At 59.9% G+C, this 15,119-nt stretch carries 16 protein-coding genes; 5 read left to right on the top strand and 11 right to left on the bottom strand.

What is annotated here, in order from left to right; translation table 11 throughout:
- Positions 1 to 33: 33 nt before the first annotated feature.
- From hflX to AC1Q6Y_RS10440, 7 genes are all read right to left on the bottom strand, one after another.
- A complete protein-coding gene (gene hflX / locus AC1Q6Y_RS10410) occupies positions 34 to 1,335 on the bottom strand; it encodes a ribosome rescue GTPase HflX (protein WP_057712241.1) in 1,302 nt (433 codons plus the stop codon).
- A 12-nt stretch (positions 1,336 to 1,347) separates the two neighbouring features.
- On the bottom strand, positions 1,348 to 1,608 hold the full coding sequence (gene hfq, locus AC1Q6Y_RS10415; protein ID WP_003221112.1) for an RNA chaperone Hfq: 261 nt from the start codon (positions 1,606 to 1,608) through the stop codon (positions 1,348 to 1,350).
- A 93-nt stretch (positions 1,609 to 1,701) separates the two neighbouring features.
- Positions 1,702 to 2,673: a tRNA (adenosine(37)-N6)-dimethylallyltransferase MiaA gene (gene miaA, locus AC1Q6Y_RS10420; RefSeq protein ID WP_057712242.1), complete on the bottom strand. Its 972-nt coding sequence runs from the start codon at positions 2,671 to 2,673 to the stop codon at positions 1,702 to 1,704.
- Positions 2,673 to 4,583, bottom strand: a complete 1,911-nt coding sequence (gene mutL / locus AC1Q6Y_RS10425) for a DNA mismatch repair endonuclease MutL (protein WP_492624515.1) — start codon at positions 4,581 to 4,583, stop codon at positions 2,673 to 2,675. Before mutL ends, miaA begins: the two co-directional genes overlap by 1 nt.
- Positions 4,580 to 6,010, bottom strand: a complete 1,431-nt coding sequence (locus AC1Q6Y_RS10430) for an N-acetylmuramoyl-L-alanine amidase (protein WP_150811893.1) — start codon at positions 6,008 to 6,010, stop codon at positions 4,580 to 4,582. Before AC1Q6Y_RS10430 ends, mutL begins: the two co-directional genes overlap by 4 nt.
- Positions 6,011 to 6,481 carry a tRNA (adenosine(37)-N6)-threonylcarbamoyltransferase complex ATPase subunit type 1 TsaE gene (tsaE, locus tag AC1Q6Y_RS10435; protein WP_007973252.1) on the bottom strand — a complete coding sequence of 157 codons (471 nt, stop codon included), beginning with the start codon at positions 6,479 to 6,481 and terminating at the stop codon, positions 6,011 to 6,013. It abuts the gene before it with no gap.
- Positions 6,469 to 7,968: an NAD(P)H-hydrate dehydratase gene (locus AC1Q6Y_RS10440; protein WP_492624516.1), complete on the bottom strand. Its 1,500-nt coding sequence runs from the start codon at positions 7,966 to 7,968 to the stop codon at positions 6,469 to 6,471. The genes tsaE and AC1Q6Y_RS10440 overlap by 13 nt, the downstream gene beginning before the upstream one ends.
- 63 nt (positions 7,969 to 8,031) lie before the next feature.
- On the opposite strand from AC1Q6Y_RS10440, the gene queG reads away from it, so the two are divergent.
- Positions 8,032 to 9,111, top strand: coding sequence for a tRNA epoxyqueuosine(34) reductase QueG (gene queG, locus AC1Q6Y_RS10445; protein ID WP_057712246.1), 1,080 nt, complete (start codon positions 8,032 to 8,034; stop codon positions 9,109 to 9,111).
- Here queG and AC1Q6Y_RS10450 read toward each other — a convergent pair.
- Both AC1Q6Y_RS10450 and orn read right to left on the bottom strand, forming a co-directional pair.
- The gene (locus AC1Q6Y_RS10450) at positions 9,093 to 9,704 is read right to left on the bottom strand and encodes a trimeric intracellular cation channel family protein (protein WP_057712247.1); all 612 of its coding nucleotides are present in this window, start codon (positions 9,702 to 9,704) and stop codon (positions 9,093 to 9,095) included. The two genes, queG and AC1Q6Y_RS10450, sit on opposite strands and share 19 nt — an antisense overlap.
- A gap of 194 nt (positions 9,705 to 9,898) precedes the next feature.
- Positions 9,899 to 10,441 carry an oligoribonuclease gene (orn, locus tag AC1Q6Y_RS10455; protein ID WP_008035288.1) on the bottom strand — a complete coding sequence of 181 codons (543 nt, stop codon included), beginning with the start codon at positions 10,439 to 10,441 and terminating at the stop codon, positions 9,899 to 9,901.
- Between the two features lie 107 nt (positions 10,442 to 10,548).
- On the opposite strand from orn, the gene rsgA reads away from it, so the two are divergent.
- From rsgA to AC1Q6Y_RS10475, 4 genes are all read left to right on the top strand, one after another.
- The gene (gene rsgA / locus AC1Q6Y_RS10460) at positions 10,549 to 11,580 is read left to right on the top strand and encodes a small ribosomal subunit biogenesis GTPase RsgA (RefSeq protein ID WP_007978809.1); all 1,032 of its coding nucleotides are present in this window, start codon (positions 10,549 to 10,551) and stop codon (positions 11,578 to 11,580) included.
- A gap of 199 nt (positions 11,581 to 11,779) precedes the next feature.
- The gene (locus tag AC1Q6Y_RS10465) at positions 11,780 to 12,187 is read left to right on the top strand and encodes a TIR domain-containing protein (protein ID WP_057712249.1); all 408 of its coding nucleotides are present in this window, start codon (positions 11,780 to 11,782) and stop codon (positions 12,185 to 12,187) included.
- A gap of 2 nt (positions 12,188 to 12,189) precedes the next feature.
- Positions 12,190 to 13,149 (top strand): caspase family protein, encoded by a 960-nt coding sequence (locus AC1Q6Y_RS10470; RefSeq protein ID WP_057712250.1) that lies wholly within the window; start codon positions 12,190 to 12,192, stop codon positions 13,147 to 13,149.
- Positions 13,149 to 13,640 carry a toll/interleukin-1 receptor domain-containing protein gene (locus tag AC1Q6Y_RS10475; RefSeq protein WP_057712251.1) on the top strand — a complete coding sequence of 164 codons (492 nt, stop codon included), beginning with the start codon at positions 13,149 to 13,151 and terminating at the stop codon, positions 13,638 to 13,640. The genes AC1Q6Y_RS10470 and AC1Q6Y_RS10475 overlap by 1 nt, the downstream gene beginning before the upstream one ends.
- A 128-nt stretch (positions 13,641 to 13,768) precedes the next feature.
- Here AC1Q6Y_RS10475 and dinD read toward each other — a convergent pair whose 3' ends face one another.
- Positions 13,769 to 14,635, bottom strand: coding sequence for a DNA damage-inducible protein D (gene dinD, locus AC1Q6Y_RS10480; protein WP_223501876.1), 867 nt, complete (start codon positions 14,633 to 14,635; stop codon positions 13,769 to 13,771).
- A gap of 104 nt (positions 14,636 to 14,739) precedes the next feature.
- Positions 14,740 to 15,009, bottom strand: a complete 270-nt coding sequence (locus AC1Q6Y_RS10485; protein WP_492624517.1) for a hypothetical protein — start codon at positions 15,007 to 15,009, stop codon at positions 14,740 to 14,742.
- Between the last annotated feature and the right edge of the window lie 110 nt (positions 15,010 to 15,119).

The following is a 15,119-nucleotide window of genomic DNA, read 5'->3' on the forward strand; positions in this document are numbered from 1 at the left end:
CTGTCACCACGGCACAACCGCTTTCTCAGGCTTTTATTGCAAAGTGTGTTGCTCGATGAACTCCATCGGTTGCAAACCTTCGCGACTCACCAGCCGATTCAATTCGGCCCGTGGCAAACGAACGGCCAGCAAGCTGATGCCTTCGTCATCGTGTTCTTCCTTTTGTACCGCACCGAGTTCGAAAAACTGCGCACGCAGTCGAGCAAATCGGTTCGGCAAGCGCAAGGTGCCAACAAACAATTCATCGCCAAGCAACTCGGCCACGGCCTGCTTGAGCAGATCAAGACCTGTGCCATCTTTCGCCGAAAGCCAGACCCGCTGCGGTTTGCCATCGGCATCGCGCTGGATCTGCGGCTCCACGCCCTCGAGCAAATCGAGTTTGTTATAGACCTCCAGGATCGGCAAGTCTTGAGCCCCGATCTCTCCAAGAACCACCATGACCTGTTCAATCTGGGCCATGCGCTCAGGCTCATGGGAGTCGATCACGTGCAGCAACAGGTCGGAGTTGCTCGACTCTTCGAGCGTAGCCCGAAATGCCTCGACCAGCTTGTGCGGCAAGTGACGAATGAAGCCCACGGTGTCAGCCAGCACGATCGGGCCGAGGTCATCGAGCTCGAGCCGGCGCAAGGTCGGGTCAAGGGTGGCGAACAACTGGTCAGCCGCAAAGACGTCGGAGTCGGTCACCGAGTTGAACAGCGTCGATTTGCCGGCGTTGGTATAACCCACCAGCGAAACCGTCGGAATGTCAGCCCGTTTGCGGCCACGGCGCGATTGTTCACGCTGGCTGCGGACCTTTTCCAGGCGCCCCTTGATCTGCCGCAGGCGAACCCGCAACAGGCGCCGGTCGGTTTCCAGCTGGGTTTCACCCGGACCGCGCAGGCCGATACCGCCTTTCTGCCGTTCAAGGTGAGTCCAGCCGCGAACCAGCCGCGTACTCATGTGCTCAAGCTGGGCCAGTTCGACCTGGAGCTTGCCTTCATGGGTGCGGGCCCGTTGGGCGAAAATATCGAGAATCAAACCCGTGCGGTCGATCACGCGACACTCGAAAATACGTTCGAGGTTACGTTCCTGACTGGGCGTGAGGATGTGATTGAAAATCACCAGATCGACCTGTTCGGCCTGGACCAGGTCGCGCAACTCTTCGACCTTGCCGCTGCTGATCAGGGTTTTGGCGGTTGGCCGATGACGCGGCACGTTGAAAAACGCGACGGTCTCGGCGCCAGCCGAAATTGCCAACTCCTGAAACTCCTGCGGATCTTCGCGCGCCTCAGGGTCCTGACCATCCAAGTGAACGAGAATGGCTCGTTCACCACCACCGTGGCGCTCAAAGAACAAAGGAGACTCCTATCAGGCGTTACCTGGCTCAGCATCACCTGCATCGGATTCGGTTGCGCTAGGCAGACGAATTGGACGAACCGGCACCACTGTAGAGATGGCGTGTTTGTAGACCATCTGGCTGACGGTGTTTTTCAGCAGGATAACGAACTGGTCGAAAGACTCGATCGTGCCTTGCAGCTTGATACCGTTGACCAGGTAGATGGACACCCCAACTTTCTCTTTACGTAAAGTATTCAAGTAAGGGTCTTGTAGCGAATGCCCTTTTGACATGTGCCGCACTCCTTTAAGGATTCAATATAAAAAATAGGTAATCAGATGGCTTTGGCCGTCACACCCCCAAGGATAGACGGCAATTGCAAGGACTCAGCTCAATATGGAGATGGTCCCAAGGTATTTCAAGGCGCGCGGCAGATTGTCGCAATCCAGACTGTCCAGCCAATGCAGATCAGTCCAACTGCGCAGCCAGGTGAACTGGCGTTTCGCCAATTGGCGCGTGGCAATGATCCCACGCTCCTGCATCTCGGCTGACGTCAGCTTGCCATCCAGGTAGTCCCAGACTTGGCGATAGCCTACTGCACGTATAGACGGCAACCCGGTATGCAGGTCTCCTCTATTACGCAGGGCTACGACCTCGTCAATGAATCCCTGTTCCAACATTAAAGTGAATCTTTGTTTAATTCGCTCGTGCAGTACCTGGCGATTTGCCGGAGCAATGGCCAAGTTCGCGACAGTATAGGGCAATTGTTGCAGTCCCGAAGCGGCTGCTTCAGTACTTTGCGCAGATTGTTGCAAACGCAGGGCGGTCATGCTTTGACCGCTGACACGATAAACTTCCAGCGCTCGACTCAATCGCTGGGGATCGTTCGGATGTATTCGAGCCGCGGACTCCGGATCGATCACCGCCAATTGTTCGTGCAAGGCTTGCCAGCCAAGGCGCGCAGCCTCTTCTTCGATTTGCGCACGGACCTCGGGATCGGCGGCCGGCATATCTGCCAGACCTTCAACCAAAGCCTTGTAATAGAGCATGGTGCCGCCCACCAGCAGCGGAATTTTTCCGCGTGCGGTGATATCGGCCATGGCTTCCAGGGCGTCACGGCGGAAATCCGCAGCCGAATAGCTCTCGGCCGGGTCGAGAATATCGATCAGACGATGCGGAAATTGCGCCAGCAGCTCTTTGGAAGGCTTGGCGGTGCCAATATCCATGCCACGGTAGACCAGCGCCGAATCGACACTGATCAACTCGCAAGGCAGGACCTTGGTGAGCTCGATGGCCAGGTCGGTCTTGCCGGCGGCGGTCGGGCCCATCAGGAAAATCGCAGGTGGGAACTGGCTCATCAACGACCGCGCAAGAACAGTTTGTCCAGATCGTCCAGGCCCAGTTGGGTCCAGGTCGGTCGGCCATGGTTGCATTGACCACTGCGCTCGGTGTTTTCCATATCACGCAGAAGACCGTTCATTTCCGGCAGGGCCAACCGCCGATTCGCACGAACCGCGCCGTGGCAGGCCATGGTCCCGAGCAATTCGTTCAGGTGCGCCTGAATGCGGTCGCTGGTGCCGAACTCCATCAGATCAGCCAGGACATCAGCGACCAGCCGGTTGGCTTCGGCCTGCTTGAGCAGTGCCGGAATCTGCCGTATCGCCAGGGTTTCCGGGCCCAGACGCTGCAATTCAAAGCCCAGGCGCTGGAACCAGGCGACATGCTCCTCGGCGCAATCGGCTTCACGCTGGCTGACGGCCAGGGACTCCGGCACCAGCAACGGCTGGCCGCTCAGGCCCTCACTGGCCATCGCCACCTTCAGACGCTCATACATGATCCGCTCGTGGGCGGCGTGCATGTCCACCAGCACCAGGCCCTGAGCGTTTTCCGAAAGAATGTAGATGCCCTTGAGTTGTGCCAGCGCATAACCGAGCGGCGGGATGTCGTCCTGCCCGGCCGGCAGCGCGACGGCATTGGCCTCGGGCAGCGGTGCAAAAAACTCGCGATAGGCGGCCTGCGCTTCGGCGACAGGTGCACCGGACTGCGGTCGCGGCGTGTATTGATATTGATAACCCGCGCCAGCCCCCGAACCCGCCGGCGTATTGAACGACGGCTGAGCCTGAGGCTGTTCCAGCAGCGCATTGGCGGCCAGGCGCATTTCGCCCTGGGGTCCGAATTCACCGGCTTCGAGGCCGGTAGGCCGGACGATGGCCGTGGCAACCGGCGCCGCCAGTTGATCGTCGGGGCGCACATCGCCCAAGGCGCGATGCAAGGTGCCGTAGAGGAAGTCGTGAACCATGCGCCCTTCACGGAAGCGCACTTCGTGCTTGGTCGGGTGCACGTTGACATCGACGCCGGTCGGATCGACTTCGAAAAACAGCACGAAGGTCGGGTGCCGACCATTGAACAGTACGTCGCGATAGGCCTGGCGTACCGCGTGGGCCACCAGTTTGTCGCGCACGGCACGGCCATTGACGAAGAAATACTGCAAGTCGGCCTGGCTACGGTTGAAGGTCGGCAGGCCGACCCAGCCCCATAGATGCAGGCCGTTGCGCTCGATTTCGATCGGCAGTGCCTGCTCCAGGAAACCCGGACCGCAGATCGCTGCCACGCGCCGGGCACGGGCCGCATCATCATGGGCCTCGTGCAGGCTGAGGATGGTCTTGCCGTTATGGCGCAGATGGAACGCCACATCGAAGCGCGCCAGGGCCAAGCGCCTGATCACTTCTTGCAGGTGATCGAATTCGGTTTTTTCGGTCTTGAGAAACTTGCGCCGCGCCGGCGTGTTGAAGAACAGATCGCGCACTTCAACCGAAGTGCCCACCGGGTGGGCCGCAGGTTGCACACGGGGCGCCATGTCACGGCCCTCGGTCTCGACCTGCCACGCCTGATCGGCGTCGCGGGTGCGGGAGGTCAAGGTCAGGCGCGCGACGGAGCTGATCGATGCCAGGGCCTCGCCGCGAAACCCCAGGCTCATGACCTGTTCGAGGTCTTCCAGGTTGCGGATCTTGCTGGTGGCGTGACGGGCCAGGGCCAACGGCAGGTCATCGGCGGAAATGCCACTGCCATCGTCGCGCACCCGCAGCAGCTTGACGCCGCCCTGCTCCACATCGACGTCGATGCGTTTGGCGCCGGAGTCGAGGCTGTTTTCCAGCAGTTCCTTGATCACCGAAGCCGGGCGTTCGACCACCTCACCCGCGGCAATCTGGTTCGCCAGCCGCGGGCTGAGCAGCTCGATGCGAACGCTGTTGTTCACGACCTGATTCATTCTTTGGCCGCCAGTTCAGTGCCCGGAATGGTCAAGTGTTGACCAACCTTGAGTTCATCGCTCGACAGGTTGTTGGCGCTGCGCAGGGTGGCCGGCGCAACCTGATAACGAACGGCGATCATCGCCAGTGTCTCGCCAGGGTTTACCCGATGGTCACGTGGACCTTGGGCGATTTTTCCGGAATCACGCAGCCAGGCAATGTAAGTGCCTGGCGGCGGGTTCTGCTGGAAGAACTGGCGCACGCCGCTGCTGATCGAACGCGCCAGCGCCTGTTGATGGCTTGACGCGGCAAGCTTCGAGGCTTCGTTGGCGTTGGAGATGAACCCGGTTTCCACCAGGATCGACGGAATATCCGGCGACTTCAGTACCATGAACCCGGCCTGCTCAACCCGCTGCTTGTGCAATGGCGTGACCCGACCGATGTTGCTCAAGACTTTCTGGCCAACGTTCAGGCTGGAGGTCAGGGATGCCGTCATCGACAAGTCGAGCAGCACGCCGGCGAGCATGCGGTCTTTGTCATCGAGGCTGACGTTGCCGGCACCACCGATCAGGTCGGAGCGGTTTTCGCTGTCGGCCAGCCAACGGGCGGTCTCGGAAGTCGCGCCGCGATCGGACAGGGCAAATACCGAGGCACCGAAAGCGGCGGCAGAAGGCGCGGCGTCGGCGTGGATCGAGACGAACAGGTCGGCGCCTTTCTTGCGGGCGATTTCGGTACGGCCGCGCAACGGAATGAAGTAGTCACCGGTACGGGTCAGTTCGGCACGGAAGCCTTTCATGCCGTTGACCTGGCGTTGGGTTTCGCGGGCAATCTGCAGCACCACGTCTTTCTCGCGCTGGCCTCGGGAGCCGGAAGCCCCCGGATCTTCGCCACCGTGACCGGCGTCGATCACCACAATGATGTCGCGTTTGCCGGCCGGAGCCGGTGGCAGCTTGATCGCCGGTTCCGCAGGCGTGACCGGCACGGCAGGCACCGTGGCGACCGACGGTGTCGGCGCAGGCGGTGGCGCGGCGTCTGCGGCGTTATCGAACAGGTCGACCACCAATCGGTTACCGTACTGAGCGTTCGGCGCCAAGGAGAAGCTTTTCGGCGTCACGGCCTTTTTCAGGTCGATGACCACCCGCAGGTCCGTCGGCGTGCGCTGGGCCGAGCGCATGGCGGTAATCGGGGTGTTCGAGGTGTTGACGTTGAGCGGCGCACCGAGGGTCGCGCCATTGATGTCGATGACCAGGCGGTCCGGAGCCGTCAGGGTAAAGACGCTGTGTTGCACCGGGCCGGTCAGGTCAAACACCAGTCGCGTGTTGTCCGGTGCCCGCCACAGACGAACACTGTTGACCTTCGAATCGGCCACAGCGTCGACGGTCACCGCCAAGAACAACACCCCTACGGCAGCCACCAACGCGCGAAAGCGCATACCTAACCCCATCATCTATTTGGATTCCAATGCCAAAGCGGCACACCAGGCCTCGCCACGCGAGCCCTGGGATAAAATTTTCAGCGAACGCCCGCTGTCTTGCGGGCTAATGGTAATGGTCAGGTCAGGCTTTGGCAAAAAGCCTGCACCTTTATCGGGCCATTCGATCAGACACAGGGCATCGTCTTCGAAGTAGTCGCGGATACCGAGGAACTCTAGCTCTTCCGGATCGACCAGACGGTACAAATCAAAATGGAAGGCGCGAATGTCGCCGATCTCGTAGGGTTCGACCAGGGTGAAGGTCGGGCTTTTGACTGCCCCGACATGCCCCAGACCGCGAATGATGCCTCGGGACAACGTGGTTTTGCCCATCCCCAGGTTGCCCTCAAGGAAGATCAGGCCATGGCCTTGGGTGATTCGGGCAATGCGTGCGCCAAAGTCGCTCATGGCCTGTTCATCGGCCAGGTACAGGGTTACTTCAGACACGGTGCTTGCTCCTCCAACAACTGACGAATGGCTGGGATCAGATCACTGGCCGCCAGCCCACGGCCCAATTTTCCTTGTTGCTCGCCGGCATTGGCGTGCAGCCAGACCGCCAGGCAGGCCGCGTCGAACGGCTCCATGCTCTGGGCCAGCAATGCGCCGAGCAAACCGGCCAGCACGTCGCCCAAACCGGCGGTGGCCATGGCCGGGTGCCCCTGATGACACAGCGCCAGACGTCCATCGGGATGGGCGATCAGGCTGCCGGCACCTTTCAGGACGACGACAGCTGTATATTTTTTACTCAATGCATGGGCTGCGGCGGGACGGTCAGACTGAACGTCGGCAGTGCTCACCCCAAGCAGTCGCGCAGCCTCTCCTGGATGCGGGGTGATCACACAACCCCTGGGCAGATCGACCTGTCCACCCGCCAACAGATTCAAGGCATCGGCATCCCAGACTTGCGGCAAAGGCGCATTGGCCGCAGCCGACAGCAGGCTGCGCCCCCACCCTGCCTGACCCAGGCCCGGCCCGACCACCAACACCGATACCTTCTCAAGCAACCCCATCAGTTGATTGGCCGACGACGTGCCCAGCACCATGGCTTCCGGAATTCGAGAAAGCGCTGGCGAAACGTGTTCCGGACGGGTGGACAGCGAAACCATGCCCGCACCGCTGCGCAGAGCACTTTGTGCACTCAGCAAAATTGCCCCACCGTAACCGCGATCACCGCCAATGAGCAGCACATGGCCGAACTTGCCTTTGTGGGATGCCGGTGCCCGGGACACCAGACGCGGCAGGTTAGCGATACACAAGCGCCGAGCCGTGAACGCAGTACCGTTCAGCAACTGCGGATCAGCCTGCAGATCGTTGAACACCAACTCACCCGTCACATCCGCGGCATCACCGGTGAACAACCCCACCTTCAAGCCAATGAACGTGACCGTCAGGTCGGCATGCACTGCATGACCAAGGATACGGCCCGTATCCGCGCACAACCCTGACGGAATATCCACCGCCACTACCGGCAGTCCGCTGGCATTGATCGCGGCGATGGCGCTGACATAGGGATCACGCACGTCACCGCTCAGACCGGTGCCAAGCAAAGCATCCAGTACAATGCCGCGCAATCCGGATTGTGCCGTCCAGGGCTCGATGAGCACCTGTTCAGACACCGCCTCGGCATGGGCCGACGCCGCATCACCCTGCAAGCGCTGCGGATCGCCCACCGCCAGCACCCGCACCGACCAACCGGCACGCTGGGCCAGTACGGCCACCAGGTACCCGTCGCCTGCGTTGTTGCCATGTCCGGCCAGCACGCTCAGCTCGTTTGCCGTCGGCCATTGCCGCACCAGCGCCCGCCACGTCGCCCGCGCCGCGCGCTGCATCAATTCGAAGCCCGCCGTGCCGGCGGCGATCAGGCTCGCGTCGAGTGCTCGCACCTGGGCGGCGCTATACAGCACGTCGGGTAATTCATCTTTAGTGTGCGGCATGCGTCTTCGGGCTCCGATGTCTGGCAGAATTATACGCATCTCAGCCCCGGTTTCTCTCGTCTCATGCCCGCTATTACCACAGATCTGCCCGCCCTCGCCCAATCCATCAAGGACTGGGGCCGCGAGCTGGGCTTTCAGCAAGTCGGCATCAGCGGCCTCGACCTGGCCGAGCATGAGCAGCACCTGGAGCGCTGGCTCGAAGCCGGCTACCACGGCGAAATGGATTACATGGGCGCCCACGGCAGCAAACGCTCGCACCCCGAAGAGCTGGTGCCGGGCACTTTGCGCGTGGTGTCCCTGCGCATGGATTACTTGTCCGGCGACACGCAGATGGCAAAAATGCTCGCCCAACCGGAAAAAGCCTACGTCTCGCGTTATGCCCTGGGTCGCGATTACCACAAGCTGATCCGCAAACGCGTGCAACAACTGGCGGAAAAAATTCAGGCGCAGATCGGCCCGTTTGGCTACCGCGCCTTCGTCGACAGTGCCCCGGTGCTGGAAAAAGCCATCGCCGAACAGGCGGGGCTTGGATGGATCGGCAAAAATACCCTGGTCTTGAACCGCAAGGCCGGCAGTTACTTTTTTCTCGCCGAACTGTTCGTCGACCTGCCGCTGCCGGTCGACCCGCCCCATGCCACCGAACACTGCGGGCGCTGCAGTGCCTGCCTCGACATCTGCCCGACCAACGCCTTCGTCGGCCCCTATGTGCTGGATGCCCGACGCTGCATTTCCTACCTGACCATCGAACTCAAAGGCGCGATCCCTGAAGACCTGCGGCCACTGATCGGCAACCGGGTGTTCGGTTGCGATGACTGCCAGATTGTCTGCCCGTGGAACCGCTTCGCCCGCCCCTCCGGTGAAAGCGACTTCAAGCCGCGGCACAATCTGGACAACGCCGGGCTGGCGGAACTGTTCATGTGGGATGAAGAGAAATTCCTGAGCAGCACCGAAGGCTCGCCGCTGCGCCGGACGGGCTATGAAAACTGGTTGCGCAACCTGGCGGTGGGCCTGGGCAATGCGCCTTCAACGATCCCGGTGCTGGAGGCGCTGAAGGCGCGACGGGAACATCCTTCGGAACTGGTACGTGAACATGTCGCGTGGGCGTTGCGGCAACACGCCGAACGTCAGGCTTCGTCGTTATAGACGAACTTGGGCATTTCCCAATGAAAACGGATCGCCAGCAAGCGCAGCAGAAAACCGCCGAACAAGGTGATCAGAATCGATTGTTCATCGGGTAATTGCAGATAGATGCAGAGCATGTAGCACCACGCCGCGGCGAACGAAACGCTGGCATAAAGCTCACGTCGGAAGATCAGCGGAATATCGTTGCAGAAAATGTCCCGCAGGATGCCGCCGAAGACGCCGGTGATCACGCCGCTAACGGAGGCGACCAACATGCCATGGCCCATTTCCAGGGCGGTGATGCAGCCGATCAGGGTGAACGCCACCAGGCCCATGGCGTCGAGCACCAGGAACAGTGAGCGCAAATGCCGCATCCAGCGGGCCGTGAACACTGTGATCATCGCGGCTGCCGTGGTCAGCACCAGATATTCCGGGTGTTTGACCCACGTCAGAGGGTAATGCCCGAGCAGCACATCGCGCACCGACCCGCCACCCAGCGCCGTGACGCAAGCGATCAGCACCACACCAAACCAGTCCATGCCTCGTCGGCCGGCAGAGAGGGCGCCAGTCATGGCTTCGGTGGTGATGGCGATCAGGTAGAGCATCAGCAGCATAGGGGCGATCCTTGCAGAAAGGCGCGCAGTCTACTCAGTTCACCCTGGCACCAAAAGAGGGCGCCTGAGATTCGCTCCAACCATCCAAGGTGACTGAACTGACGCCATCGCGAGCAAGCTCGCTCCCACAGGTGCAACGTTGCACCTGTGGGAGCGAGTTTGCTCGCGATGGGGCCGGAACGGACGACCGTGAATCAGAACTTGATGAAATGCTTGCGGTAGTGCTGCAGCTCAGCGATCGATTCGCGGATGTCGTCCAGGGCCAGGTGCGTGCTGCCCTTCTTGAAGCTGTCACGCACATCCGGTGCCCAGCGCGCAGCCAGCTCTTTGAGGGTCGACACGTCGAGGTTGCGGTAGTGGAAGAAGCTTTCCAGGGATTTCATGTGGGTATAAAGGAAGCGACGGTCCTGGCAGATGCTGTTGCCGCAGATCGGCGACTTGCCCTTCGGCACCCACTTTTCCAGGAAGGCGATGGTTTCGGCTTCGGCTTCGGCCATGCTGATGCGGCTGTCGCGAACCCGTTGGGTCAGCCCGGAACCGCCATGCTGACGGGTGTTCCACTCGTCCATGCCGGCAAGGATTTCGTCGCTGTGGTGAATGGCGATCACCGGGCCTTCGGCCAGGGTGTTCAGGTCACTGTCGGTGACGATGGTGGCCATTTCGATGATGACGTCGGTGTCCGGGTTCAGACCGGTCATTTCCAGGTCGATCCAGATCAGGTTCTGTGGGTTTTGCATGTGTCGGCTCCTAGGCAATGCTGCGCAGTTTAGCCTAGGCCGGTGGCCGGGCGTGCTAAACTCGCGGCCGTTTTACCTAATCGCTGCATTCTTGATACGGAACACCCATGGCCAAACGCCAACTCAATCGTCGTCAAAACTGGCGCATCGAAAAGATTCAGGGCGAACGCGCTGCCCGCGCCGCCAAACGCGAGTCCTCGGCCGTCGAGGCACTTGAGGGCGGTGATCTGGGCCCGGAACAGCACGGCCTGGTGATCGCGCACTTCGGTGTGCAGGTCGAGGTCGAGGCCCGCGACGGCGAACTGGCCGGCCAGGTATTCCGTTGCCACCTGCGCGCCAACCTGCCAGCGCTGGTGACCGGCGATCAGGTGGTCTGGCGTGCCGGCAACCAGGGTATCGGCGTGATCGTGGCGCAACTGCCGCGCAACACCGAGCTGTGTCGCCCGGACAGCCGTGGTCAGCTCAAGCCGGTTGCGGCCAACGTCGACATGATCGTCATCGTGTTTGCACCGCTGCCCGAGCCCCATGCCAACCTGATCGACCGCTACCTGGTGGCGGCCGAGCATGCAGGCATCAAGCCACTGTTGCTGCTGAACAAATTCGACCTGATCGACGAAAACAACGCTCCCGCACTGAATGCCTTGCTCGCCGTATACCGCACCCTCGGCTATCCGGTGCTGGAAGTGTCGGCGCACCACGGCAACGGCATGGAGCAATTGCAGACACAGCTGGACGGACGCATCAGCGTATTCGTCGGCCAGTCCGGTGTCGGCAAGTCGTCGCTGGTCAACAGCCTGCTGCCGGATGTCGAAACCCGCGTCGGCCCGTTGTCCGAACTGTCCGGCCAGGGCACCCACACCACCACTACCGCGCGGTTGTTCCACTTCCCCGGTGGCGGTGAGTTGATCGACTCCCCGGGTATCCGCGAATTCGGCCTGGGCCACGTCAGCCGTGCCGACGTCGAAGCCGGCTTCATCGAGTTCAACGACCTGCTTGGCACCTGCCGTTTCCGTGATTGCAAGCATGACCGCGAACCCGGTTGCGCCCTGCTCAAGGCCCTTGAAGACGGCCGCGTGCAGCAACAGCGGATGAACAGCTACCGCTCGATCATCGCCAGTCTGCCGGAAAACGGCTACTAAACAGACGTGTCGACCACCCTGCCTTCAGCGGGGTGGCCGGCGGCTGGATCTTCCCCCCGCTTAAACATCAGACCTTTCTGTAAGACCTGTGCACGCTCGCTTGTAGGGCATTTCTCTTTCCGCACCACCCCCTTGTAGCCGCCCTGTATTCGCCTAAGTTCTAGCCCTCTTCGCACTCCAGCGACTCCGAGGGACACCTATGCAAACCTACCACCTGTTCATCAGCCACTCGTGGAACTACTCCGACGCCCACGACAATCTCGTGCGCCTGCTCAACGCCAAGCCTGGTTTCACGTACAAGAATTTTTCGGTTCCACCGGACAACCCGATTGTCGGCGCGAAAACCGACAAACAACTTGAGGAGGCCATCGAAAACAAGATTCGCCCGTGTTCGGCGGTATTGATCATGGCCGGGATGTACTCCACCTACAGCAAGTGGATCAACAAGGAAATCGAAATCGCCAAGCGCATGGGCAAGGTGATCATTGCGATCAAGCCGTTCGGTGCCGAGCGCATTTCCACGGTGGTACGTGACGCGGCACATGCCGAATGTGCGTGGAACACCAACAGCATCATCAGCGCGATTCGCCAGCATACGGCGGTGTAACCATGCGCAAGGGACTGTTTATCGGCATCAACGACTACACCCATGTGTCGCGCCTGAGCGGTTGCAGCAATGACGCCATGGCCATGGCCTCCGTGCTGAAAACCGACGCCAATGGCGATCCGAACTTCAAGAACATCGTGCTGACTTCCGCCGAGGACTTCCTGAGCAGGGAAAAACTCGAAGACCAGATCCGCGAGCTGTTTTCCGGTGACTGCAACGTCGCGCTGCTGTACTTCGCCGGCCACGGCAGCTTCGACACCGACACCGACGAAGGCATGTTGATCCCGCAGGATTACAAGAGCGCCAAGGACGGGATTCGCCTCAGCGACATCCTCAACTGGGCGAGCAAGGCCACCAAGATCAAAAACAAAGTGATCATTCTCGATTGTTGCCAGAGCGGCTCGGCCGGCGAACTGCGCGCCTTGCGCAGCGAAGGCAGCGTGGTCGGCGAAGGCATGACCATTCTGACCGCCTGTAAAAAGGAAGAGCCGGCGATGGAGGGCATGCAGCACGGCGTGTTCACCGGATTGCTGCTCCAGGCCCTGCACGGCGGAGCCGCGAACATCCTGGGCAAGATCACCCCCGGCAGCCTCTATTCGTTTGTCGACAATGCCCTTGATGCCTGGGAACAGCGTCCGGTGTTCAAGACCAATGTCTCGCAGTTCATTTCCCTGCGCGAAGTGTCCCCGCTGATCCCCAAGGAAATCCTGCGCAAACTCCCCGAATGGTTTGCCGAAGCCGAGTCGGTGTACCCCCTCGCCCCCAGCTTTGAGCCCACCGAGCCCGAGTTCAACCCGGAACAGGGCGAGGTCTTCGCCCAGTTGCAAAAGTGCAACCGCCACAGCCTGGTCGAACCGGTGGACGCCGAACACATGTATTACGCCGCCATCCACTCCACCGGCTGCCGCCTCACCGCCCTCGGCGCCTATTACCGCGAACTCGCGATCAAGGGACATTTCTGATGCCAGTGTTTATCAGCTACCGCCACATGGACCGCGCCCACGCGATCAACATCAACACGCGCCTGATGCAGGCCAACATCAAGACCTACCTCGACGTACTGGATGCCGAATCCCAGACCACCGACGACATCACCGGGGTGATCACCCGCAACATCAGCGAATGCACACACCTGCTGGCAGTGGTGTCGGAGAAAACCGCACTGTCCTGGTGGGTGCCGTTCGAAATCGGCGAAGCGACCATCACCAACCGGCGCATCTGCTCGTTCAAGACCGGCCCGACAGAACTGCCGCTGTACCTCGACAAATGGCCGAAGCTGACCAGCGACCGGGACATCGAGTTCTTCATCGATGCCTATCGCAACGAGTCGATGCTCAAGCGCTCGATGTCACTGGATTCGGTGACCGGTAGCGAGTCGGTGCGCAGAGTTAACAAATCCAATGCGGATCGCTTTCACGCCGACCTCAAGTCCCGAATCATCCGCGGCTTTTAACGTAGGAAACACCCACAAAAAAGCCGACATCGCTGTCGGCTTTTTTGTGGGTCATGCTGACCAATCAATCGACACCCGAGGTAATCGATTCACTATTGCCAGTTCAGATAGTCTAGTAAGACTCAAACTCAACCATCGGTTGAATCATCTGCCGGAAGCTTGGTCGCCTGTTTCGCAAGATTTTTCTCTTCGGATTTCACGCGACGTTCAAGCTTTCTTATGTCCTCTTCAGCGGGAAGCTCCTCGGGCTTGATGCCGCGCTGCTCCAACATGTCTCGGACGCTCAAATTATTCTGGACATGCTCCTTGGCAATGGCCGGCTCGCCTTGCAAGTTCACCTGTAGCACGTTGTGATTAGTTATCTCATTAGCCAGATTTTTGGCAGCAATAGTCAGCGTCGGTAAAAAATCAGCCAATGGGCGGCTCTTAACAATGCCATACGTGTCCTTCATCGCCTGCGTGGTCTTGCCGCCGAACAATGCTGCATCTCCTCGGGAGCGTATACGGGCAAATCCTTCATCATCTACACCACGTTCGTAAATGTTCTGCGATAGCTCTTTCTCCGACTCACGCAACCGATCTCGAGCCTCGAAGCGGGCTTGTAAGCGCATTCGGTCCTCGATCAACTCTTGCTTGCGCGTTTGGAGCGCGAAGTAACTCTGAGCAAATGCGATCGCTTGTTTACGCGGGTCACCATTTTGGGCAATCAAGTAACAGGCATAACGAGTGAGCATGAAATCTTCGACAGGACGCTGACCACCTTTGCCCACCTCGATCATTTTCGTGACGTCACGAAAATGATCAGAAGCCTCCACTCCAGTAGCTTCACAGGAGGCTATAGCACGCCTGATGGCGGTCAAAAAATTATCCCAGCGCGCGTAACCCAAGGGAGCTTGCAACTCGCGGGCGAACCAGAATTCGATGCTTTCATCAGGCACGCGATGTACCAGCGCGTCGAAACGCTGTTGCAGCAGTGGTAGTGATTGATTGTCCATGGTAAATCCCGGGGCAGTCAGAGGACGTCGATCTCGAAAGCTTTACGACCGCATAGCCTCAAATGTGTGACAAAAAAACCGCGAACATTACGGCTTTCCTATTTTCAGCGTGCGGTCTTTTCCAGCTTCCAGCCCAGCGCATCCAATGCGTCACAGCCCTCCTGTATCAGTATGTGTGCAGCATTGGCGAAATGTTCCAAATCGTGACCCTCAGCATCTTTCACGCACAGGCAGGTGATGCTGTTGAGCAGATTGCGCGCAGCTTTGATTCGGTGAATGGCGGTTTCGAGAAGATCGGAAGCTCGAGCTTCAGTGTCGATGTACAGCGTGCTCCCGACGCTGAAGTTGCTTTGAAGCGGGTGGAATTGGGACATGGCTTGAATTCCGTCTGAAAGATGAAACTCCCACCCTTTTCGCGGCTAATCGAATGGGGTGGCAGCTGTACGCGGGTTAGCCGACCGGTCAGAGGAACCCGGCACACCCG

Source organism: Pseudomonas sp. GW823-FHT06E10, assembly GCF_058794995.1.